The 22,177-nt window shown below is 66.3% G+C and carries 20 protein-coding genes; 16 read left to right on the top strand and 4 right to left on the bottom strand.

Going from position 1 to position 22,177, the window contains the following annotated elements:
- Window positions 1-7: 7 nt before the first annotated feature.
- The 8 genes from E3T35_RS02485 (at window position 8) to E3T35_RS02450 (ending at window position 7,047) form a co-directional block, all read left to right on the top strand.
- Window positions 8-376, top strand: coding sequence for a nuclear transport factor 2 family protein (locus tag E3T35_RS02485; RefSeq protein WP_092338114.1), 369 nt, complete (start codon window positions 8-10; stop codon window positions 374-376).
- Window positions 377-452: 76 nt separating this feature from the next.
- Window positions 453-938, top strand: coding sequence for a DUF3151 domain-containing protein (locus E3T35_RS02480; protein WP_092338112.1), 486 nt, complete (start codon window positions 453-455; stop codon window positions 936-938).
- The gene (locus E3T35_RS02475; protein WP_104090125.1) at window positions 939-2,225 is read left to right on the top strand and encodes an adenylosuccinate synthase; all 1,287 of its coding nucleotides are present in this window, start codon (window positions 939-941) and stop codon (window positions 2,223-2,225) included.
- Window positions 2,226-2,309: 84 nt separating this feature from the next.
- Entirely contained in the window at window positions 2,310-3,104 is a 795-nt protein-coding gene (locus E3T35_RS02470) for a GNAT family N-acetyltransferase (protein ID WP_134377789.1), read from the top strand.
- A 375-nt stretch (window positions 3,105-3,479) separates the two neighbouring features.
- Entirely contained in the window at window positions 3,480-4,439 is a 960-nt protein-coding gene (locus E3T35_RS02465; protein ID WP_338061534.1) for a DMT family transporter, read from the top strand.
- 21 nt (window positions 4,440-4,460) lie between these two features.
- Window positions 4,461-4,910 (top strand): chorismate mutase, encoded by a 450-nt coding sequence (locus E3T35_RS02460; protein WP_092338106.1) that lies wholly within the window; start codon window positions 4,461-4,463, stop codon window positions 4,908-4,910.
- 81 nt (window positions 4,911-4,991) lie between these two features.
- Entirely contained in the window at window positions 4,992-5,915 is a 924-nt protein-coding gene (locus E3T35_RS02455) for an SDR family NAD(P)-dependent oxidoreductase (protein WP_134377788.1), read from the top strand.
- Window positions 5,916-6,036: 121 nt separating this feature from the next.
- Window positions 6,037-7,047 (top strand): aldo/keto reductase, encoded by a 1,011-nt coding sequence (locus tag E3T35_RS02450; RefSeq protein ID WP_134377787.1) that lies wholly within the window; start codon window positions 6,037-6,039, stop codon window positions 7,045-7,047.
- 47 nt (window positions 7,048-7,094) lie between these two features.
- On the opposite strand, the gene E3T35_RS02445 is transcribed toward E3T35_RS02450, so the two are convergent.
- Together E3T35_RS02445 and purL are read right to left on the bottom strand one after the other, a co-directional pair.
- Window positions 7,095-8,033, bottom strand: coding sequence for a hypothetical protein (locus E3T35_RS02445; protein WP_134377786.1), 939 nt, complete (start codon window positions 8,031-8,033; stop codon window positions 7,095-7,097).
- Window positions 8,034-8,170: 137 nt separating this feature from the next.
- Window positions 8,171-10,477, bottom strand: coding sequence for a phosphoribosylformylglycinamidine synthase subunit PurL (purL, locus tag E3T35_RS02440; protein ID WP_134377785.1), 2,307 nt, complete (start codon window positions 10,475-10,477; stop codon window positions 8,171-8,173).
- 129 nt (window positions 10,478-10,606) lie between these two features.
- Here purL and E3T35_RS02435 point away from each other — a divergent pair, with 129 nt between their 5' ends.
- On the top strand, window positions 10,607-11,458 hold the full coding sequence (locus E3T35_RS02435; RefSeq protein ID WP_134377784.1) for an endonuclease/exonuclease/phosphatase family protein: 852 nt from the start codon (window positions 10,607-10,609) through the stop codon (window positions 11,456-11,458).
- An 18-nt stretch (window positions 11,459-11,476) separates the two neighbouring features.
- Here E3T35_RS02435 and E3T35_RS02430 read toward each other — a convergent pair whose 3' ends face one another.
- The gene (locus E3T35_RS02430; RefSeq protein WP_134377783.1) at window positions 11,477-13,069 is read right to left on the bottom strand and encodes an AMP-binding protein; all 1,593 of its coding nucleotides are present in this window, start codon (window positions 13,067-13,069) and stop codon (window positions 11,477-11,479) included.
- A gap of 261 nt (window positions 13,070-13,330) precedes the next feature.
- Here E3T35_RS02430 and E3T35_RS02425 point away from each other — a divergent pair, with 261 nt between their 5' ends.
- The 6 genes from E3T35_RS02425 to E3T35_RS02400 are packed head-to-tail and all read left to right on the top strand — an operon-like array spanning window position 13,331 to window position 19,997.
- Window positions 13,331-14,284: a phosphate/phosphite/phosphonate ABC transporter substrate-binding protein gene (locus E3T35_RS02425; RefSeq protein ID WP_233197284.1), complete on the top strand. Its 954-nt coding sequence runs from the start codon at window positions 13,331-13,333 to the stop codon at window positions 14,282-14,284.
- A 56-nt stretch (window positions 14,285-14,340) separates the two neighbouring features.
- On the top strand, window positions 14,341-15,201 hold the full coding sequence (phnC, locus tag E3T35_RS02420; protein WP_241988706.1) for a phosphonate ABC transporter ATP-binding protein: 861 nt from the start codon (window positions 14,341-14,343) through the stop codon (window positions 15,199-15,201).
- The gene (locus E3T35_RS02415; RefSeq protein WP_134377781.1) at window positions 15,198-16,883 is read left to right on the top strand and encodes an ABC transporter permease; all 1,686 of its coding nucleotides are present in this window, start codon (window positions 15,198-15,200) and stop codon (window positions 16,881-16,883) included. Before phnC ends, E3T35_RS02415 begins: the two co-directional genes overlap by 4 nt.
- On the top strand, window positions 16,880-18,049 hold the full coding sequence (locus tag E3T35_RS02410) for a TIGR03364 family FAD-dependent oxidoreductase (RefSeq protein WP_134377780.1): 1,170 nt from the start codon (window positions 16,880-16,882) through the stop codon (window positions 18,047-18,049). Before E3T35_RS02415 ends, E3T35_RS02410 begins: the two co-directional genes overlap by 4 nt.
- Window positions 18,046-18,792: a phosphonatase-like hydrolase gene (locus E3T35_RS02405; protein ID WP_134377779.1), complete on the top strand. Its 747-nt coding sequence runs from the start codon at window positions 18,046-18,048 to the stop codon at window positions 18,790-18,792. Before E3T35_RS02410 ends, E3T35_RS02405 begins: the two co-directional genes overlap by 4 nt.
- Before the next feature lie 2 nt (window positions 18,793-18,794).
- Window positions 18,795-19,997: an alcohol dehydrogenase catalytic domain-containing protein gene (locus E3T35_RS02400; protein ID WP_134377778.1), complete on the top strand. Its 1,203-nt coding sequence runs from the start codon at window positions 18,795-18,797 to the stop codon at window positions 19,995-19,997.
- A 63-nt stretch (window positions 19,998-20,060) separates the two neighbouring features.
- On the opposite strand, the gene E3T35_RS02395 is transcribed toward E3T35_RS02400, so the two are convergent.
- Complete coding sequence (locus E3T35_RS02395) at window positions 20,061-20,549, bottom strand: DUF3817 domain-containing protein (protein WP_241988705.1); 489 nt, start codon at window positions 20,547-20,549, stop codon at window positions 20,061-20,063.
- 45 nt (window positions 20,550-20,594) lie between these two features.
- On the opposite strand from E3T35_RS02395, the gene E3T35_RS02390 reads away from it, so the two are divergent.
- Window positions 20,595-22,100: an MDR family MFS transporter gene (locus tag E3T35_RS02390; RefSeq protein ID WP_370449293.1), complete on the top strand. Its 1,506-nt coding sequence runs from the start codon at window positions 20,595-20,597 to the stop codon at window positions 22,098-22,100.
- The last annotated feature ends 77 nt before the right edge of the window (window positions 22,101-22,177 follow it).

Raw genomic sequence — 22,177 nt, 5'->3', positions numbered from 1 at the left:
TGACGGTATGACTGCGATCACTGACGATCTTCCGGCCCGACTCCTCCACGAAGAAAACGCCGGATGGGAGGCCATTCTGGGCGGGAACGGCGGCGCCTACTACCAGCGCGAAATGACCGACGACGGTCTGATGATTGTGCCGGGGGCCGTCATTACGCGCGATCAGGTCACCGCCTACTTCGACCAGGCGGCTCCGTGGGAGAGCTACGGCATTCACGAACCCGCCATCATTCGCCTCGGCGAGCACGCCGGTGTCGTCGTCTACAAGGCGATCGCCCGTCGCGGCGAGGTCGTCGCCGAGCTGAACATGTCGACGACCTACCTGTTCGTCAACGGTGGCTGGCGGGTCGCGGCGCGGCAGCAGAGCCAGGCCTAACCATTTAGGGACTGGCGTTTCAGGCTCGTCTGGCCCGTCGCCGGGGAGACCGGCCCCGGGCTTGATAGCATTCAGTGTGACCGGCGACAATTTGATTTCAGAGCCCGAGACCCTTCTTCCCGCGGAACCGGAGGTGCTCGAAGCCCTGCGGCGAACCGCGAGGAGCGAGATCGCCGGCGTCGTGCAGGTGCATCCGACCTCTCCGCTCGCCTGGGCTGAACTGGCCGATGCGACCCACTCTGAGGGGCGCATCCTCGAGTCGTATGCCTACGCCCGCGTCGGGTACCACCGCGGACTCGACGCCCTGCGTAAGGCTGGCTGGCGCGGCCACGGCCCCATTCCGTGGCGCCACGAACCCAACCGCGGTGTGCTCCGCGCCCTGTTCGCGCTGCGCCGCGGTGCCGAGGAGATCGGTGAGGCCGAGGAGGTCTCCCGCCTGACGGCTTTTTTGACGGATGCTGACGTGGACGCCATCGACATTATCGGGGCCCTTTACACCGGCAGCCCGGGTTTCGACCCGGCGCCGCCCACCGAAGCTTTCGTTATTCGAGGAGAAGACTAAATGCCCGCGATCGTACTCATCGGAGCCCAGTGGGGCGACGAGGGCAAGGGTAAGGCCACCGACCTGCTCGGCAGCCGGGTCGACTATGTCGTCAAGTTCAACGGCGGCAACAACGCTGGGCACACCGTCGTCGTCGGCGACGAGAAGTATGCGCTGCACCTGCTGCCGTCGGGCATCCTGAGTCCTGGTGTTACCCCGGTCATCGCCAACGGCGTTGTCGTCGACGTCGAGGTGCTCTTTGAAGAGCTCGACGCTCTCTCGGAACGCGGCGTCGATGTCTCCCGGCTCAAGGTGAGCCTGAACGCCCACGTCATCACCGCGTATCACCGCACCCTCGACAAGGTCACCGAGCGTTTTCTCGGCAAGCGCCAGATCGGCACCACCGGGCGCGGCATCGGCCCGGCCTACGCCGACAAGATCAACCGGGTCGGCATTCGCGTGCAGGACCTGTTCGATGAGAACATTCTGCGCCAGAAGGTCGAGGGAGCCCTCGACCAGAAGAACCATATGCTGGTCAAGGTCTACAACCGCCGTGCCATCGAGGCCGAGGAGATCGTCAGCGAACTGCTCGGTTACGCCGAACGCTTACGCCCCATGGTTACCGACACCGCCCTGCTGTTGCACCAGGCCCTGAACGCCGGCAAGACCGTATTGTTCGAGGGCGGCCAGGCCACCATGCTCGACGTCGACCACGGCACCTACCCGTTCGTCACGTCGTCGAACGCCACCTCCGGCGGCGCGGTGACCGGCAGCGGCATCGCCCCGAACCGCATCGACCGCGTCATCGCCGTGGTCAAGGCGTACACGACCCGCGTCGGCAGCGGCCCGTTTCCCACCGAACTGTTCGACGAGTCGGGCGAATACCTGCGCTCCAACGGCTTCGAGTTCGGCACCACCACCGGGCGCCCGCGCCGCTGTGGCTGGTACGACGCCCCGATCGCCCGCTACACCGCGCGCATCAACGGCGTCACCGACTTCGTGCTGACCAAGCTCGACGTACTCACTGGTCTGGCCGAGATTCCCGTCTGTGTGGCCTACTCGGTCGATGGCGTGCGCGTTGAAGAAGTTCCGGTCTCGCAGAGCGACTTTCACCACGCCGTTCCGATCTACGAGAACTTCCCCGGCTGGACCGAGGACATCACCGGCGTGCGCACCTTCGACGACCTGCCGCAGGCCGCGCAGAACTACGTACTCGCCCTCGAGGGCATGAGCGGATCGCGCATTTCCGCGATCGGCGTCGGCCCCGACCGTGAAGCCATCGTGGTGCGGCACGACCTGATCGACTAGAAGTAATCGCCAACCGGGCCCCCAATCTGCCCGGTTGGCACAATCAGGGCACAATTCCTCACTTTGACCTGTCACACTAGGCGAGTGAACGCCGTGAGACCCCATTCCCTGACCTTGACCGGTCGTTTTGTGCAGCTGCAACCGCTCGGAAGTGCGGTGCTGCCCGACTTGGCGCGCGCCATCGCGCACCCCGAAGTCTTCGCCGCGGGCTATGGCGGCGGCCCGGCCACGCTGCACCGCGATGTCGACGGCTTCATCAAATGGGCACACGACTACTTTCAGTGGGAAAGCCTGCCCTACGTGGTGCGTCTGCTCGGCGGCCCCAACGATGGCGACGTCGTCGGCACCACGACCCTCGCCGACATCGACGAGGTAAACGAGTCGATCCACCTCGGCTGGACCGCCTACGACCCGCGGGTCTGGGGCACCGCTGTCAACGCCGAAACCAAACTGCTCGTGCTCGGCACCGCCTTCGAGAACGGCTTCGGCCGGGTCAAGATTCAAGCGGATGCCATCAACGAGCGTTCCCGCGCCGCCATCCTCGGCATCGGGGCCACATTCGAGGGCATCCTGCGCCGCGACCGCCCGCGCGCCGACGGAACCTGGCGAGACAGCGCCGTCTACTCGATCCTCGCCGACGAGTGGCCGGCCGTGCGCGCCGGGCTCGAGGCACGCCTTGACGCGTTCGAGGGCCGGTTCGTCACCTACCGCAGCCTGCGACCGGCCGGTCCAAGCGGCACCATCAGCGGCGGCGGGCCGCGGGGCGGCTTTGGTCCGAGCGCGGGAAGTGCTCCTGAGGCTGCTTCGGGTGCGGCCGGTCCGGTCCCGGAATCTGGAAGCGATGCGGAGCAGAGCGCCGGGGCCGACACATCCCAGTAGGTGTTGTGTTCGGCACCTGGCTGGTGGCGAATTCAGGAAATCTGGGACGCGACGGCCGATTCGAGGCCGTTTCGGCCGGTCCTGGCGAGGACTTCCTGGCTTAGCCACCGAGGCAGCCCGAGCCATCCGTCATAATTCCTGCAAATTGCTCATGGCGGACTTTCAGTTCCGCATAATCAGGGGCACGGTACTGCCGCCGGCGACAGATTGCAGGAGTTATGCGGCGACGACCCGGCGAGACCGGGTTTCGTCGCCTTGACCGGGGTGGACGTCAGGCGGGGGGCGTGCAGCATCCGCTGCCATTCTTCGGCGCTTTTCCGACCTTGTGCTCTGGCGCCGGCACTGGTGCGCCGACGCCAGCTATAGGCTCGGAACGTGTCCCCGACCCCTCCCGCCAGCAAGAGCCTCATCCTGCTGCAATTTCTCGGTATGGGGCTGATCTGGGGCTCTAGCTTTCTGTTCATGAAAATCGCTCTCGACGGGGTCAGCTTCGGGCAGATCGCCTGGTCGAGGCTCGTGCTCGGTGGGCTGACCCTGGGGCTGATCGTGCTGGTGAACCGTCCGCGCATAGGCAACGGGCCGGTACTGCCGCGGGAAGGCGTGGTGTGGCTGCACTTTCTGGTGATTGCAATTAGCGGATGCGTGATTCCACACCTGCTCTTCGCCTGGGCCGAGCAGTACGTCTCCTCGAGCCTCGCGAGCATCTACAACGCCGTCACTCCGATCATGACCGCGCTCATGGCGACACTCGCGTTTCGGGTGGAGAAGCTCGTGCGTGCGCAGGTGGCCGGTGTCGTGCTCGGCATCATCGGTGTCGTCGTGATCATCGGGCCCTGGCAATATTCCTCGCTCACCGGCGACCTGTGGGGCCAGCTGGCCTGCCTCGGCGCTGCGGTCTGCTACGGCTTCACCTTCGGCTACACCCGCCGGTTTCTGAGTGGGCGCCCAATTGCAGCGAGCACGTTCGCTTTTCTCAATATCGGCATCGCCGGCGGGATCATGCTGCTGCTCACCCCAGTTCTGGCCTCGAGCCCGGTGCACCTGACGCTGCCGATCGTGCTGTGCCTGCTGGCCCTCGGCGCGCTCGGCACCGGCCTGGCCTACATCTGGAACATCAACGTTCTGCGCGCCTGGGGGCCGACCAACGCGTCCACGGTTACCTACGTGACGCCCGTCGTTGGCGTGGTGCTGGGGGTGCTCGTGCTGGCCGAAACATTCTCCTGGCACGAGCCGACCGGGGCGCTGTTGGTGCTGCTCGGCATCCTGCTGACGCAGAAACGCTTGCGATTCAGCTGGCTGCGGCCCGGCGGCCGGGAGGCGGCGGCATCCGCTTAGGCCATGCATTATCGTAAAAGTATGGTCGTACACGAGGAGTTACCCGGCGACGCTGACGCTGCTGCGATTGCGCAGCTGCACAGCATTCGCGAAAGCATCGACAATATCGACGCCGCGCTCATTCATCTGCTGGCCGAGCGATTCAAGTTCACCCAGCAAGTTGGGCGGCTCAAGGCAGCGCACGGGCTGCCGGCCGCCGACCCGGCGCGTGAACTCATGCAGATCGATCGGCTGCGCGGCCTCGCCGAGGAGGCCCATCTCGACCCGGCCTTCGCCGAGAAGTTTCTCAATTTCATCATCGCCGAGGTCATCCACCACCACGTGAAGATCGCCGGTGGGGATGCTGTGCAGCCGGGGCGGGCCGCCGGCTCTGCGCCGACTTCCGCTGCTGTCGCCGAGCAGGCCGCTCCCGCGCAGCCGCACCCGCTTCCGCACCCGCCGACCGCGCACGTACCGAGCTCGGCGTCGTGACTCCCGCCGGCTCGGAGATCTCGGCGCTGTGACCGTCGAGACAGACGTTTTCGGGCGTCAGCTCGTCGCCGAGCAGGACTCATGAACTGGAACCCGCGGGCTCTGCCCGACCAGACCGGCAAGACCTTTGTCGTCACCGGTGCCAACGCCGGCCTCGGCTACTTCACTAGCGAGCAGCTCGCCGGCGCGGGCGCCCACGTCGTGCTCGCCTGCCGTAACCCGGTGAAAGCGGATGCCGCGGCCTCGGCGATTCGCGCCCGCGTGGCGGGGGCATCCGTTTCGGTGTTGCAGCTCGATGTCGCCGATCTGCAGTCAGTTCGCGACGTCAGCGAAACCCTGCGCGCTTTTCCTCGCCTCGACGGCCTGATTCTCAACGCTGGAATCGTGCACCCGCCGACGGATCGCGCCGTGAGCCTCGACGGCAACGAGCTGGTCTTTGCGACGAACTTTCTCGGGCATTTTGCTTTGACTGCGGGGTCGCTCATGGCCTTGCGGCGTACTCCCGGCAGCCGGGTCGTGTCCCTCGGGTCGCTGATCTCCCGGCTGATGGATTCCTCGCTTGACGATTTGCAGCTGGCCACCACGTATAACGGGTGGAAGGCGTACGCGCAGTCCAAGATCGCAATGCAGGTGTTCGGGTTCGAGCTCGATCGACGGTTGCGGGCCAATGGGGCGGGCATGGTGCAGTCGCTGGTGGCGCATCCGGGATATTCGATTTCGGGGTTGACCCCCACCCTTCCCGGTGTCAACGAAATCACCCCGGCCAAGCGGGTCATCGACGGCCTGCAAACTCTGGTCGGCGCGCAGGGCAAGCATCACGGAGCCTGTTCGACAGTGCGTGCCGCGATCGACCCGGATGCCCACGGCGGCGACTACTTCGGCCCGCGCCTGCTCACCCGCGGTGCGCCAACCCGTCAGCCGGCGACCCGCACCTCCCGAGACCGAGCGGTCGCGAGTCGTCTCTGGGAGCGAGCTGAGACCCTCATCGGCGAGCCGTTCCTCTAGGTGTTCACGCGAAAGCGCAAAAAGTGCCCGATTGGACCTCTCAATCGGAAACTTTTTGCGCTCTCGCGAGACGGCACGTAACACGAGGGACCCCGAGGCACCGCGCGGCTATCCTGACAAGATGACTTCATCGCCCGCCATCCAGACCGCAGTCACACTGGGAGACGGACTCACCGTCAGCCCGCAGGGCTATGGAGGCATGTCGCTCACGCCGGTCTACGGCCCGATCGATCCCGACGATGCCCTGCGCACGCTGACGCACGCCGTTGACTCGGGCCTCACCTTCATCGACACGGCCAACGTCTACGGGAAAGGGTTGAGCGAACGCACCATTGCCCGATTGATCGCCACCCGACGCGATGAGGTGCAGCTGGCGAGCAAGTTCGGAATCCTTTTGGGCGGAGGAATCGGTGCACGCGGCATCCGAGGTGACCGTGCCTACGTGTTCGAGCAGATCGATCTGAGCCTCGCGCGCCTCGCCACCGACCACCTGGACCTCTACTACCAGCATCGGGTCGACCCCGACGTGCCCATCGAAGAGACCGTCGGGGCCCTCGCCGAACTGGTTCAGGCGGGCAAGATTCGCCACATCGGTCTCTCCGAACCGACTGGTGACGAGCTGCGCCGCGCTGCCGCCATTCACCCGATCGCCGCAGTGCAGTCCGAGTGGAGCATTATCAGCCGAGACGTCGAGCGGCACGTTGTCCCTACCGCGATCGAGTTGGGCGTCGGGTTCGTCCCGTATTCGCCTCTGGGTCGCCAGTGGCTCACCGGGCGATTCGACCGCAGCGCGCTCACTGATGCAGACGGGCGGCATAAGTTTCCCCGGTTCACCCCGGATGCCCTCGCCGCCAACCAGCCCATTCTCGACGAGGTGATCGCGGTGGCTCGCGAGGCGGCAGTTTCACCAGCGCAGGTCGCGCTTGCCTGGCTCTATGACAAGGGTCGCACCCTCGGGCTTGCTCTGTCCCCGATCCCCGGGTCTCGTTTCACCGAGCGAGTGGACGAGAATCTCGCGGCCGCGAACATCCGTCTCGATGCCGCACACGTAGCGCGCTTGGACGCGCTCGCGGACCGCATCGTCGCCGCCCGATCATTCAACCCCCAGTGGGTCTCAGCCGGTCGCGAGTAGCGACTCTCGTTCCTCGCGAAGGCGCAAAAAGTGCCCGATTGGGCCTCTCAATCGGGCACTTTTTGCGCTCTCGCGACAGGACGCCAGCCACCGGCCATGAGCGCCACCGTTACTCTGCGGATCACCTCTGAGGGATTGTGGAGGTGGGATTTGTTGATGCGGATCACCCGCCACCTCTCCTCCATGAGCGCGTCGAGGCGGTCAACATCCCAGTGGAACTGGTTCTCGTCGGTGCGATGCTGCCCGCCGTCGTACTCGAGCAGAACACGATATCGGCGAAAGACCAGGTCGCCGGTGGCGAGCTTCACCCCGGTGCGACTCATGATGATGGCATTGACCTCCGGTTCGGGCAGGCTGGCCCGCACGATGAGCAGCCGCAGGTCGGTCTCGCGGGGTGAATCGACGCCGGGTCGTATCCAGATCAGCGCCTCGCGCAGCAGCTTGACGCCCCGTCGCCCCGAATACCGTCGAACGGCGGCGAGCAGGTCACGCATCTCGGCGAACGGATGCTTGCGGCGCACGAGTGTGTCGCCAATCCGGATGAGGTCGTCGAGCCCAAGCATGGTGGACAGCTGGCACCAGGTGTCCACCGCACTTGTGACGCGCACGCCGCGCACCGCAACGACGGTGATCGTCTTGGGTGCGACATGGTGGCCGCGGACACCGAGTACCCGGTCGCGCAGGGTGGGTTCCTCCGTCGAGACATGAATAGTTTGCGTGTGTTCGACGGCAAAAGGCAGCGGGAGCCCGTGCACGCGCGCAGCCGTCACATGGCTGAAGAAGTCTGATTCGGACATCCGCTGTGCGTAGGCGCGGATGAGAAGGTCTGCCGAGCTGCTATCTGCACGCGGGGTGCGCGTTGCAGGAAAGGGGCGCGCTAGGTCGGACGCGCGCATCCGCTTCTTGGACAGGCCCGCGTCACTGCCTTCGGCCGTGCTGAATGGACGCCCCTCGAAGTCCAGCGGCAGCCTGCGAGCTCGATTCATGCCAACAGTGTGTCGCGCCGTCTCGGTGTCAAATGAGTTATCCACACCCCAAAGCTCGTTCAGGTTCGCGAAGGCGCAAAAAGTGCCCGATTGGACCTCTCAATCGAGCACTTTTTGCGCTCTCGCGAGCTGGGGAGTTAGGCGAAGGCGGCGGGGAGAGGGGATTGGTGACGATTGCGCATCTCGGAGAGAGTCGCAGCGAAGACGTCCTGTACCTCGAGGGCGTGCAGGGTGTTGTCCGTCACGCCGATTCGCAGCACCGGAATGTAGCGGCCGGCGCAGAGGCCCAGGAACTTCACGTCGTCTTCGCGCGGCACCGAAACGATGACGCGACCGGCCGATTCGGAGAACAGGGCAGTGGATGCGTCCACCCCGTCCCGATCCAGAATGTCACCCAGCCAGACGCGCGCGCCCACTCCAAAGCGCATGACGGCTTCGGCGAGGGCCTGGGCGAGCCCGCCCTCGCTGAGGTCGTGCGCACTGTCGATCAGGGCTTCCTTCGACGCGGCATGCAGCAGACCGGCCAGGGCCTTCTCTTTGCCGAGGTCGACAACGGGTGGGCGACCGCCGAGGTGGTCGTGCACGACGCCGGCCCAGGCCGAACCGTCGAGCTCGAGGCGGGTCTCGCCGAGCAGGTAGATGTTGTGCCCGTCGTCCTGCCAGCCGCTCGGAATGCGGCGGGCGACGTCGTCGATCACGCCGAGCACGGCCACGACCGGGGTGGGGTGAATGGGCTGGTCGCCGGTCTGGTTGTAGAACGACACGTTGCCGCCGGTGACGGGAATCTCGAGCTCCAGGCATCCGTCGGCGAGGGCCGTTACGGCTTCACGGAACTGCCACATGACCTCGGGGTTCTCGGGGGAGCCGAAGTTGAGGCAGTCACTGACGCCGGCCGGAACGGCGCCGGTCGCGGCGACGTTGCGGTATGCCTCGGCGAGGGCCAGCTGCGCGCCGCGGTACGGGTCGAGCTGGCAGTAGCGGCCGTTCGCGTCGGTCGCGATCGCGAAACCGAGCCCGCTCTCTTCGTCGACGCGGATCATGCCGCCGTCGTCGGGAAAGGAGAGCGCCGTGTTGCCCTGCACGTAGTGGTCGTACTGGTCGGTGATCCAGCTCGGGTCGGCCAGGTTCGGCGAGCCGAGCAGGTCGAGGAACTGCTCGCGCAGGGTCTCGCCGTCGAGTGCGCGGGGAAGTACGGAGGCGGTGTCGGCCTGCAGGGCGTCGATCCAGGTCGGGTACGCGAGCGGACGCTCGTAGACCGGGCCGTCGACGGCCACGGTGCGTGGCAGCACGTTGACGATTTCTTCGCCGTGCCAGTTGATGATGAGGCGGCCGGTGTCGGTGACCTCGCCGAGCACGCTGGTCTCCACGTCCCACTTGGTGGTGACGGCGAGAAAGCCCTCGAGCTTCTCGGGAGTGACGATCGCCATCATGCGTTCCTGGCTCTCGCTCATCAGGATCTCTTCGGCGGTGAGCGTGGGGTCGCGCAGCAGCACCTTCTCGAGTTCGATGAACATGCCGCCGTCGCCGTTGGAGGCGAGCTCAGAAGTGGCGCAGCTGATGCCGGCCGCGCCGAGGTCTTGAATTCCCTCGACGAGCTTGCCGGCAAACAGTTCGAGGCAGCACTCGATGAGTACCTTCTCGGCGAACGGGTCGCCGACCTGTACTGCGGGGCGCTTGGTCGGGCCGCCGGCGCTGAACGTATCGGAGGCGAGAATGGATGCCCCGCCAATGCCGTCGCCGCCGGTGCGGGCTCCAAACAGCACGACCTGGTTGCCGACGCCGCGGGCGTTGGCCAGGTGCAGGTCTTCGTGGCGCAGCACGCCGACCGAGAGCGCATTGACCAGCGGGTTGCCCTGGTAGACCCGGTCGAACACGGTTTCGCCGCCGATGTTGGGCAGGCCGAGGCAGTTGCCGTAGAAGCTGATGCCGGAGACCACGCCGTGTACGACACGGGCGGTGTCGGGGTCGGTGATGTCGCCGAAACGCAGGGCGTCCATCACGGCGACCGGGCGGGCGCCCATCGAGATAATGTCGCGCACGATTCCGCCGACGCCCGTCGCAGCGCCCTGGAACGGCTCAATGTAGGAGGGATGGTTGTGCGATTCGATCTTGAAGGTGACGGCCCAGCCCTCGCCGACGTCAAGCACGCCGGCGTTCTCGCCCATTCCGACCATAAGGTTCTTCTTCATGGCGGGGGTGACTTTGTCGCCGAACTGGCGCAGGTACATCTTCGAGCTCTTGTAGGAGCAGTGCTCGCTCCACATCACCGAGTACATCGCAAGCTCGCCACTCGTGGGGCGGCGGCCCAGAATCTCGCGAATCTTCGCGTACTCATCGGCCTTGAGCCCGAGCGCGCCGTAGGGCTGCTCCTTCTCGGGTGTCGCAATGGCATTGGAAACGGTGTCGGCGACGCCGCGGGAAGAGGTGTTGGAAACAGCGGTCACGTGTGGAATTCTCCCCGAGATAGCGGATGCTTGACCCGGCAAGTCTACCGGTCGCCTCGCCCGGCCAGCGTGGCGCTGCGTGCGACCTACTGCGGATCGGGAGTACAACGCTCGCCATAGGCTGGTCCCATGACAGACAGCGCACTCATCGGCCCCGTCGCCGCGCCGGATTTGCATGTCATGAGTTTCAACATCCGTCGGCGCCTGCCGCATCTCAACCCGCGCAGCCCCGATCGGTGGGTGCACCGCCGGCCAATACTGAAACGTCTGCTCGCGGCGGAACAGCCCGCACTGATCGGCGTTCAAGAAGCACTGTTCGACCAGGCGAACTTCGTGCGCCACGCGCTCGGTGATCCTTACCGCTCGATCGGATATGGCCGGGAAGCCAACAAGGGCGGGGAAGGCTGCCCGATCTTCTACGATTCACGTCGACTGCGCGTGCTCGAATGGAAGCAGACGGCCCTCTCTGACACTCCGTTGCGGCCGGGCTCCACCTCGTGGGGCAATCACACTCCGCGCGTCGTCGTTGACGCGGTCTTTCACGATCTCGCCATGGGCGTCGATTTCCAGGCCGTGAACACGCACTTCGACCACCGCTCCCGTACCTCGCGGCTGCGATCCGCCGACGTAATTCGACGCATCGTGTTGGCGTCGCAGCTTCCCACTGTGGTGACCGGCGATTTCAATACGGATGCGAATACCGCCCCCTATGACCGCCTAACCGGCCAGGGCCTGCTTCTGGATGCCTGGAACACAGCAGACGAACGTCTCACCGAAGAGTGGGGAACGTTTTTGAACTATCGCTCGCCGCAGCGCAATCTCAAACGCATCGACTGGCTCCTCGTCACGCCCGGCGTCCCCGTGCGCAAGGCCGCCATCAACGTGAAGCGCTATGTCGGCGGCTGGCCGTCGGACCACGCCGCGGTGCAGGCCGTCGTCAATCTCGCAGGCACCACCCCTGCGGGGACCATCTCCGGTTAAAGCGTCGATCGGCGCCGACTAGACCGTCGCGGCACGCTCCTTGGCGCGCAGGTCCTTGCGCAGGATCTTGCCGGACGCCGACTTCGGGATCGCGTCGATGAATTCCACCGCGCGCACCTTCTTATGCGGGGCGACCCGCTCGGTGATGTAGGCCATGATCTCCTCGGCCGTGACCGCCGACTCAGCCACGGCGACGACGAAGGCTTTCGGGATCTCCTGGCCGTCGGCATCCGCTGCACCGATCACCGCGGCATCCTTGATGCGCGGGTGGGTGAGCAGCAGCGCTTCCAGCTCGGCCGGAGCGATCTGGTAGCCCTTGTACTTGATCAGCTCCTTGCTGCGATCGACGATGGTCACCTCGCCGAGCGCACTGACCGTGGCGATGTCGCCGGTGTGCAGAAATCCGTCGGCGTCGATGGTCTCGCGGGTGGCCTTCTCGTTGTTCAGGTAGCCGAGCATCACGTTCGGGCCGCGCACCAGCAGCTCACCGGGCTCGCTGACCCCGTCTTCGGGAATCTCGATCTCTTCGCCGGTTTCGGTCGACACGAGCTTGCAGTCCATGTTCGGCACGGTCACTCCCACGGACGCGCGCGACAGGTGTGGCGCGTCGATCGGAATCAGGTGGCTCACCGGGCTGACCTCGGTCATGCCGTAGCCCTGCAGAATGCGGCAGTCCAGCCGGGTGGCCACCGCCGCGGCGAGAGCACCGTCGAGCGGGGCTGCCCCCGAGAGGATGGTGTGCACGCTCGACAGGTCATACTCCTCTACTAGCGGATGCTTCGCCACGGCCACCGCAATCGGCGGCGCGATAAAGACGTAGCTGCAGCGGTGATCCTGGATCATGCGCAGAAACTCGACGAAGTCGAACTTGGCCATGGTGACCAGCGAGGCCCGCTGTTTGAAGGCGAGGTTCAGCAGCACCGTCATTCCGTAGATGTGGTAAAACGGCAGCAGCGCGAGCACTTTGTCGTCTGGAATAACCCCGATCAGATCGCGGGCCTGTTGCACGTTCGCCACGAGGTTGCGGTGGCTCAGCATGACGCCCTTCGGCGCCGCCGTGGTGCCCGAAGAGTAGGGGAGAACAGCCACGTGCGTGGCGGGGTCGATGCTGAGGGCGGGGGCGGCGGCATCCACTGCAAGTAAATCAGCCAGCGACGGATGCCCCGGCTCACCATCGATCACCACGATGTTCTCGTCGGAGATGCCCGCCGCGTGCGCTGCCGCCTTGGCGCCGGCCAGCAGCGGGGTGACGGTCACGAGCCAGGTCGCACCGGAATCGTGGAGCTGGCGCTGGATGTCGTCGGGAGTGTAGAGCGAGTTGATGCTGGTGACCGTGGCTCCGGCGCGCAGAATCCCGTGGAAGATGGCCGTGAATTCCGGCGTGTTCGGGCAGAGCAGGCCCACGACCGTGCCGGGACCGACGCCGTCGGCGGCAAGAGCGCCGGCCACCCGGGTGATCTGATCGACCAGGGTGCGGTAGCTGAGAGCGGCCCCGCTGGCACCGTCGATGACGGCGGTGCGATCCAGCTCGGCCTCGGTCAGGTCCCCGAACAGGTAGTCGAAAATGCTTTGCGTGGGAATCTCAACGGGGCCGTAGGGGCTCGTGAACACTTAGGATCTCCTTCGATCGGTGTGGCATGCACACGGTACCGCTCGGGGCTGCCGCGAAACTGTGCATGTGACCCGAGTGGCTTTGACCGGGCGGGGCATCCGTTTGAGTGAGCGGGCGCGGGCATCCGCGTGGGTGAGCGGATTCCTGCTCGCGCACTTGCCACGGCGCGTTCACCTGCCGGTTACCCCGGGCTCCCGTGCTGTTGGCGCGGCCTGCCTAACGTGGCTACACGTAATGCCCTCGACTCAGGAAGGTTTCACGTGGCAATCCACAGCGCTTTTTCACGCACCACTTCTCTCGGCGCCAAGACGGCCCTCGCCGCCGGCGCCGCAGTTCTGCTCACCCTGAGCCTGGCCTCCTGCTCGGCGGACACCGCCGACGCGGCCGGCACTGGCATCGACGGCGTCAGCTACGCCGCCGATGAGAACACCCTGGTGTTCGGTGTGGTTCCCGACTCGGTCGATACCCAGACCAACTACCAGCCGCTGATGGACTACATCGAGCAGGAGACCGGCAAGACCGTGGAATACCACGAGTCCACCGATTACGCCGCCCTCATCGAAGCCGCAATCGCCGGCAAGATCGACGTGGCCTCGTTCTCCGGCTTCACTTACATCACCGCCACCAACAACGGCGCGGCCATCACTCCGATCTCCTCGATCGTGACGACCGAGGGCGAGGTGCCCGGCTACTACTCGCAGGCGATCGTTCCGGCAGACAGCGCCATCACCTCCCTCGCCGAGTTCGCCGGCAAGAAGGTCTGCTTCGTCGACCCGTCATCGACGAGCGGATACCTGTTCCCCTCCTACAACCTGCTCGAAGCCGGCGTCGACCCGGTCTCCGATGTGACCCCGGTGTTCGCCGGCAAGCACGACGTGAGCGTGCAGAAGGTCGGCGAGGGCAAGGAGTGTGAGGTCGGTTTCGCCGAGGACAGCGAGGTCGCCAAGAGCGACAAGGTCAAGGTCATCGCCGAGACCATGGTTCCCGGTGCACCGATCGTCGTCTCTGACACCCTGCCGACCGAACTGAAGACCCAGCTCACCGAGGTGCTCGGCCAGGTCACCATCGACGACATCATCGCGTCGGGCGTGACGAGCGCCGACACCCAGGCCTTTCGCGATACGTTCTACGCGACCGAGCCGGTCGACGACAAGTATTACGACACCATTCGCGACATCTGCGTGAAGACGTCGGCCTCGCAGTGCCAGGGCTAACCAGTAAGTCCAGCGTCACCACCGGTTCCGCTTCGCGCGCGGAACCGGTGATCGACGTGAGCAACATCACCAAAACCTTCGGCGAGACGACGGCCCTCAATGACGTGTCGCTCACGGTCGGCCGCGGCGAAATTGTCGTATTGCTTGGGCTGTCCGGTTCGGGCAAATCCACCCTGCTGCGACACCTCGACGGCCTCGACCGGCCCGACTCGGGCTCGGTGACCGTGCTCGGCGCCGCGGTATCGAGCCTGAAGGGCCGGCCGCTGCGTGCGCTGCGCGGTCAGGTCGGCTTCGTCTTTCAGCAGTTCGAACTGGTCGGGTCGCTGACCGTGCTCGAAAATGTACTGACCGGCGCCCTGTTTCGGGTGCGTGGGCCAAGACTGGGCCTCTGGGGGTACCGCCGCGACCTCAAGCTGGCTGCGCTCGGCCATCTCGACCGGGTGGGACTACTCGCCCAGGCCTACCAACGCGCCGACACCCTGTCGGGCGGCCAGCAGCAGCGGGTCGGCATCGCGCGAGCACTCATGCAGAACCCGCGCATTCTGCTCGCCGACGAACCGGTGGCCTCGCTCGACCCGGAATCAAGCGACCAGGTCATGGCACTGATCCGGGAGATCGCCATTGACAGTGGTCTGACCGTGGTGTGCAGCCTGCATCAGGTTGACCTCGCCCTGTCCTGGGGCGATCGTATCGTCGGCCTGCGCCACGGTCAGGTGGTGCTCGACACCATAACGCAGGGGCTGTCGAAGCAGAACGTGATGGAGATCTACGGCCGCGTCACGACCTCGACCGGTGAGCTCGACGCGATCGAGACCGAGTTGGGCACCGAGCTGGGCACCGGTGAAGCGAGCGAGCCCGACGAACAGGGCGAGCTCGACCTGGCGACCTTCAGCTCGGCGCGGGACAACCGCCGGTGACGCTCACGCTCGAACGCCCGCAAGCCGGCCACGCGGATGCCCCCGCCCCGGCCCCGCAACGCCGCGCTCACCCGGAGAAAATCGCGGCCGGGCTGACCCTCGTGGCGCTGGTGGCGGCATCCGTTCTGTCACTGATCAGCGTGGATATTTCGCTGCCGCAGATGGTGGCGAGCTGGTCGAACGCCACTCGATTCTTCGCTCGCGTGGGGGTCATCAGCTTTCCCGCGCCGGGTGAGCTGCTCTACCTGACCGCGCTCACGGTGGGCCTCGTGCTGCTCGGCACCCTGTTTGCCGCGTTCTTCTCGGTGCCGCTGTCCTGGCTCGCCGCCGCGAACACCTCGCCCGGTCGTGGGTGGATGGCCGTCGCCCGCTTTCTCGGCGTGCTGGCCCGGGCGGTGCCCGACGTCGTGCTCGCGATGGTGTTCGTGCTGATGTTCTCGCTCGGCACCCTGCCCGGAATCCTGGCGATCGGCATCCACTCGATCGGCATGATCAGCAAGATGTTCGCTGACGCGATAGAGCAGATCGATGAAGGCCCCCGGCTGGCAATTCGGGCCGCCGGTGGAACCCGAATGCAGGAATTCTTCTCCGGCGTGCTGCCGCAGGTGCTTCCGTCGTGGGTAGCGACCGTGCTGCACCGCAACGACATCAACCTGCGCGGTTCGGTCATCCTCGGCTACGTCGGCGTCGCCGGGCTCGGTCTCGAGATGTCCTACGCCTTCAAATCGCTCAACTACTCGCTCGGACTCGGCATCGCGCTGGTCATTTTCGCACTCTGTGTGGTAATGGAGATCGTGTCGAGCGCCGTGCGCACCGTCATGCTCGGCTTCGCGCCCACCCGCCACGGGATCGGCGACCGGCTGCTGCGCCGTCTCGGAGTGACCGGCCAGAAAGCGGATGCCTCGCACCATCCCTGGACCTACGCCCGCCTGCGCAACGCGGTCTGGGGGCTGCTCGCCGCGTTCATCGTGATCGGCAGCCTCTGGATCTGCGACATCAAATGGGGCGACTTTCTCACCGTCTGGTCGTATTTGCCCGAGACCGCCGCCAAGTTCTGGCCGCCGAGCTTCGGAAGCTATGACGCCCCGGTAATGCTCGCGGCGATGGGCGAAACCATCGCGATCGCCCTGGCCGCGACGATTCTCACGATCGTCGCCTCGATCGTGATCGGCTCGCTCGCCGCCCGCAACGTGGCGCCGTCGAGACGCGTGCGGGCCGGCTTTCGGCTGGTGCTCGTGACGATCCGCGGCATTCCGGAGATCATCCTGGCCATCGTGCTCATCGTCGTGACTGGTCTTGGTACCCAGGCCGGCACCATCGCCCTGGCTATCGGCGGCGTGGGCCTGCTCGGCAAGCTGCTCGCCGACGCGCTCGAAGAGGTCAGACCCGGTCCGGAACAAGCCCTCCGAGCGGCCGGCGCGACGAGGCTGCAGGTCTACGCCGGCGCCACGGCTCCCCAGGGAATGAAAGCCCTGATCGGACACAGCTTCTACATGCTCGACACCAATACTCGGGCGGCCACCATCCTCGGCCTGGTGGGAGGTGGCGGGGTCGGCTACTACCTGCTGAACGCAGGCCAGGGGTCTCGCTACGACCTGGTCACCACGATCGTGCTCATGATTCTCGTGACGGTGGTCGCGGTCGAAGGACTGGCCATGTGGATGCGGCGGGTGTTTCGATGACCAGCTTCGACGTGGTCGTCGTTGGCAGCGGCATCGTGGGCCTCGGGCACGCCCTCGCCGCCAGCGACCGGGGCCTGTCCGTGGTCGTCGTGGACCGCGCGGCGGCCATCGGCGGGGCATCCGTTCGCAATTTCGGACACCTGTGTTTCACCCCGCAAAGTGGGCCGGCCCGAGAATTCGCCCTGCGGTCCCGCCCGCTCTGGCTGCGGCTCGAAGCGGACGCCGGAGTCTGGCTGCGCGAGTCGGGCACGGTCGTGCTCGCCCGGCACGACGACGAACTGGCAGTGCTGCGGGAGCTGGCGGCGCAGCGCGGAGCCGAGTCGGTCTTCGGCGTCGGCGCGCCCGACGTCGTGCTGCTCGATGCCAGGGAGGTGTCGGAGCGTCTGCCACTCGCCGACGGCACCGCGGTGGGCGGCGCGCACCTGCCCTGGGACCTGCAGGTCAATCCGCGCCAAGCCGGTGCCGGTCTGGCCGCGTACCTGGCCAGCCGGGGTGTCGAGTTTCGCTACCGCACCGCGGTGACGGCCGTGCGGCCGGGCCGGGTCACGACCACGCGCGGGCCGATCGACGCCGGAACGGTGATCGTGGCGGTCAACCACGACATCGACCAGCTCTACCCGGAGATCGCCGAGCGCGACGGCATTGTGCGGTGCGGCCTCGACATGCTGCGCGTCGACGCCGGCCTGCGCGCGCCGCTGCCCGCGCCGGTGCTGACCGGCTGGTCGCTGCTGCGCTACGGAGCATTTTCCAGCCTTCCGGCGGCAGCCACTCTGGGCGAACGGCTGCGGAGGGAGTATCCGCTGCTGTTCGAACTGGACCTCAACCAGATGTATACCCAACTGCAGGACGGCTCGCTGATCGTGGGGGACACTCACTATCGTGGGGCATCCGTTTCTGTATTCCAGAATGAGAATGCGTTCGAACAGCTGCTGCAGCTCACCTCCGAACTGTTCGGCGTGCCGCGCCCGCGGGTGCTCGAGCGGTGGCAGGGCGTCTATGCCTCCGGGCGTGCCGACTTTCTCATCGACCAGCCCGAACCCGGTGTCTACCTCGTAGCGGCCACCACCGGAATCGGCATGACCACCGGGCTCGGTCTGGCCGAACACGTCATCTCGACCGTCTGCAATTTCGCCATTCCCTCCCTCACCCTGAAAGGCACCCCATGAGCACCGCACCCCTTGATCTTGAGCTGGACCTTGATGATTTCGACACCGAAGACGTGGACGTTGAGCTCGTCGTCTTCGACATGGCCGGCACGACGGTGAGCGACGACGGGCTGGTCGAGCGGGCGTTCGTGCTCGCCGCCGAGCGCAGCGGACTGGTCGATACCGCCGAGGACCTCGAGGAGGCCATCGCTTTTGTGCGCGAGACCATGGGGCAGTCCAAGCTCGACGTGTTTCGTGAGCTGACCGACTCCGAAGATGCGGCGGTCGCTGCGACGGCGGCGTTCGAAACGGCCTACGGCGAACTCGTTGAACAGGTCGGGGTGACCGCGATCCCTGGCGCGGCCGACCTGTTCCAGGAGCTGCGGGACGCTGGCGTGAAAGTGGCCCTCGTCACCGGCTTCTCCCGTAGGACGCAGGACACGCTCATCGATGCGCTCGGTTGGAGCGACCTCATCGATGTGAGCCTCTGCCCGGCCGAAGCTGGCCGTGGCCGCCCATACCCCGACCTGCCGCTCACCGCGCTGCTCCGTACCGGCGCGTCAAGCGTCGCGGCCATGGTCCTCGTCGGCGATACGGCGAGCGACATGCTCTCCGGCGTGAGCGCTGGCGCCGGCCTGGTCGTAGGCGTTTTGACCGGTACGCACGACAGCGGCACCCTCGAGGATGCCGGGGCTGACGTCGTCGTCGCGAGCGTCGCAGACCTGGCCGAACTGCTCGGCCTGCGTGAGGAAACGATCGAGTAGCCATGCCCGAATACGATCCAATCGCTGAACCGGTGACGCTGCCGGCCCTCACTCTCGGCGTCGGACGGGAGGTCGTGTTGCCGCGCGCCGCCGAGGCCATGGTCTGGTCGGGTGTCGGCCTGCCCCTGGAGTGCGTGGCGGTACCCGGGGTGCTGCTTCGGCCCGGCGACGTGCTGGTGGAGGTCGAATTGGCCACGATTTGCGGCTCCGACGTGCACACGGCTTTGGGCCACCGCCTCGCTTCGAAGCCGCTCGTACTCGGGCACGAGCAGATCGGCCGCATCGTGGCCGTCACCGATCAGTCATATGCCGCAAATGGAATGCCACTGCGGGTCGGGCAGCGGGTGGTCTGGTCGGTCGCCGTAAGCTGCGGAACCTGCGTGCGCTGCCGCCGCGGCCTGCCCCACAAGTGCCTCGAGCTGGTTAAATACGGCCACGAGCGCATGCAGCGCGGCTGGGAACTCAGCGGCGGATTCGCCACCCACGTGCAGGTGCGTGCCGGAACAGCGGTCGTGGTCGTCGACGAACAGGTGCCGGCCACGGTTCTGGCGCCGGCCTCCTGCGCGACCGCGACGGTGGTCGCGGCGCTGGGGGCGGCATCCGCTCTTGTGCCGCTGGCCGGAGCGACCGTACTGGTGACCGGCGCGGGGATGCTCGGGGTGACGGCCTGCGCGATGGCGACGGATGCCGGTGCTCTCGTGGTGGTCAGCGACCCGGACCCCGCCCGGCGTCAGCTCGCGCTCGCCTTCGGGGCCGCCGCCGTCGCCGACCCGAGCGCGCCGCGCGAGTCGCCGACCGGGGTGGCGAGCGTACTCGCCGCGATGCAGGATGCCGCTGCCGCCGAGCCGACGATCGCCCTCGAGCTGAGCGGCGCCCGGCCGGCCGTGCAAACCGCGCTGGACCTGATCGGCGTCGGCGGAGTGGTCGTGCTGGTCGGCAGTGTCTCGCCCGATGACCCGGTGCTGCTCGACCCGGAGTTGATAGTGCGCCGCCTGGTCACCGTGCGCGGCGTGCACAACTACACGCCGGGCGACCTGGCGCAGGCGGTGACCTATCTCGGGGGAGCCTGGCACCGGCATCCGTTCTCGGCCCTGGTCGGAACGACCTTTCCCCTCGCCCGAGCGGATGCCGCCCTCGTCCTGGCCGCGACGGCCCGCCACCCCCGCGTGGGCCTCGCCCCGCAGCCGCCCGCGACCCTCGGCTGACCCGCCGGCGTCGCGTTCTGTCTCCTTGGACGGGGCCTGGGCCCCGTCCGTATTGAGGGGAGGCTAGCTGGCGCCGCCGGGCGGGCCGATCCGGAGCAGGGTGGCCATGACCCCGACCAGGGCGATGCCCATGACCAGCGTCAGCAACACCGGGCGGGCCAGCATTTGCCGCAATAGAGCGCTCACCCGGGTGTGATCGCGGGGGTCGTCGGTGCGGGTGTGCCGCCAACCGCCGTCGAGCAGGCCGTTCTTCTCGAGCCCTCGGTCGAGGGGAATCGTGCCGAACGGAACGATCGCAGTGAACATGGCGATCAGAGTGAGGCGTACGCCCCAGTGCTGGTTCACGCCCACGAGCAGGGCCATCAGTCCAAAGGCGATGAAGACGAGACCGTGCACAAAACCACCGATCTGCACCCCGACCTCGCCGACCTCGAACACGTACTTCAGGAGCATCCCGGTGATCAACATCGCCCAGGTGACGGCTTCGGCAATGGCAATAGAACGAAACAGCAGGCGCGGGGTCATCGAGACTTTCCAGTGATGGCGGGGCATGGGCGTTGCCATCGTCGCAGCCGCACCTGAACAACCACCTGAGCATTGCCGACCATCGTCGGCGAGCTCAACGGCGTCGACCACATGCTCTGGGTGACGACCGCGTACATTCTCGCGTCGACCATTATGTTGCCGGTTTACGGCAAGCTCGGCGACCTGATCGGCCGCAAGGGTCTGTTCATCGGCGCAATCAGCATCTTCATCCTGGGCTCAATCGTGGGCGGACTCGCTCCCGACATGACCTGGCTCATCATCGGGCGTGCCGTTCAGGGCCTCGGTGGCGGCGGGCTGATGATCCTCTCCCAGGCGATCATCGCCGACGTCGTGCCGGCGCGCGAGCGCGGCAAATACATGGGCATCATGGGCGGCGTGTTCGCGCTGTCGTCCGTGGCCGGACCGCTGCTCGGCGGCTGGTTCACCGAGGGCATCGGCTGGCGCTGGGCGTTCTGGATGAACATCCCCCTCGGCGCCCTCGCCATCGTGACCGCCGTCTTCTTCCTGCGGTTGCCGGTGAAAGACCATGCCAAGCCCAAGCTCGACGTCGCCGGCATGGGCCTGCTCGCCCTGGCCTCGACCGGGCTCGTGCTCACCACCACCTGGGGCGGCACGACCTACGACTGGGATTCCCTGCTGGTCCTCTCGCTCATCATCGCGACCGTCGTCGCCGCCGTGGCCTTCGTCATGGTCGAGCGTCGCGCCAACGAGCCGATCATGCCCCTGCACCTGTTCAAGGACCGCAACTTCAACCTCACGACCGTAGCCGGCCTCATCACCGGTATCGCAATGTTCGGCGCCCTCGCCTACCTGCCCACCTACCTACAGATGGTCACCGGCGCGAACGTCACCGAGGCCGGCTTCCTGATGATCCCGATGATGGCCGCGCTGCTGATCAGCTCGATCGGCTCCGGCTGGCTGGTCAGCAAGTTCGGCCGCTACAAGTGGATGCCGATCGTGGGCACGATCATCGTCGGCGTCGCCCTCGTGCTGCTCTCCACCATGACCCCGGCCCTGCCAATCTGGATCCTGTGCAGCTACCTCGCCGTCATGGGCCTCGGGCTCGGCCTGAGCATGCAGATTCTCATTCTGATCGTGCAGAACTCCTTCCCAAACTCCCAGGTCGGAACGGCGACCGCCTCGAACAACTACTTCCGCCAGATCGGTGCTTCCATCGGTTCCGCCGTGGTTGGCAGCCTGTTCGCCGCCCGACTGACCGAACTACTCACCGAGCGGATGCCCGCCGGTGGCGCCGGTGCCGCCAACTCCTTCACCCCGGCCATGGTGCGTGACCTTCCCGAGGCCGCTCACCAGATCATCATCAGCGGCTACAACGACGCGCTCACCCCGGTGTTCCTCTACATGGTGCCGCTCGTCATTGTGGCTGTCATCCTGCTCTGCTTCGTGACCGAGAAGCCGCTCGCCACCACGATCGAACGTGACATCCTGCCCGAAACCCTCGAAACGGATGGCGCCACCTACGTTCGCCTGGAAGCTTCGGCAGGAGCCGGCGCCCCGGCCGAGCAGGCAGCATCCGCTCGACCAACGTTGAACTGATCTGAACAGTGGCCCGGCGGGTCACGGGTGCCCTGCCACCCGTGACCCGCCGGGCCACTCTCGTATCGGCGCGCTGC

Origin of the sequence: Cryobacterium sp. TMT1-2-2, from assembly GCF_004403505.1 — a bacterium.
Classification (GTDB): domain Bacteria; phylum Actinomycetota; class Actinomycetes; order Actinomycetales; family Microbacteriaceae; genus Cryobacterium; species Cryobacterium flavum.
Note: the sequence above shows the minus strand (reverse complement) of the source record. Positions and strands in the feature narration are given on the sequence as shown.

Coding starts and splice junctions, on each gene's coding strand:
- E3T35_RS02460 (WP_092338106.1), top strand. CDS start 4,461: ATGGTCGTACACGAGGAGTTACCCGGCGACGCTGACGCTGCTGCGATT.
- E3T35_RS02400 (WP_134377778.1), top strand. CDS start 18,795: ATGCCCGAATACGATCCAATCGCTGAACCGGTGACGCTGCCGGCCCTC.
- E3T35_RS02450 (WP_134377787.1), top strand. CDS start 6,037: ATGACTTCATCGCCCGCCATCCAGACCGCAGTCACACTGGGAGACGGA.
- E3T35_RS02485 (WP_092338114.1), top strand. CDS start 8: ATGACTGCGATCACTGACGATCTTCCGGCCCGACTCCTCCACGAAGAA.
- E3T35_RS02395 (WP_241988705.1), bottom strand. CDS start 20,549: ATGCCCCGCCATCACTGGAAAGTCTCGATGACCCCGCGCCTGCTGTTT.
- E3T35_RS02475 (WP_104090125.1), top strand. CDS start 939: ATGCCCGCGATCGTACTCATCGGAGCCCAGTGGGGCGACGAGGGCAAG.
- E3T35_RS02410 (WP_134377780.1), top strand. CDS start 16,880: ATGACCAGCTTCGACGTGGTCGTCGTTGGCAGCGGCATCGTGGGCCTC.
- E3T35_RS02455 (WP_134377788.1), top strand. CDS start 4,992: ATGAACTGGAACCCGCGGGCTCTGCCCGACCAGACCGGCAAGACCTTT.
- E3T35_RS02405 (WP_134377779.1), top strand. CDS start 18,046: ATGAGCACCGCACCCCTTGATCTTGAGCTGGACCTTGATGATTTCGAC.
- E3T35_RS02445 (WP_134377786.1), bottom strand. CDS start 8,033: ATGAATCGAGCTCGCAGGCTGCCGCTGGACTTCGAGGGGCGTCCATTC.
- E3T35_RS02435 (WP_134377784.1), top strand. CDS start 10,607: ATGACAGACAGCGCACTCATCGGCCCCGTCGCCGCGCCGGATTTGCAT.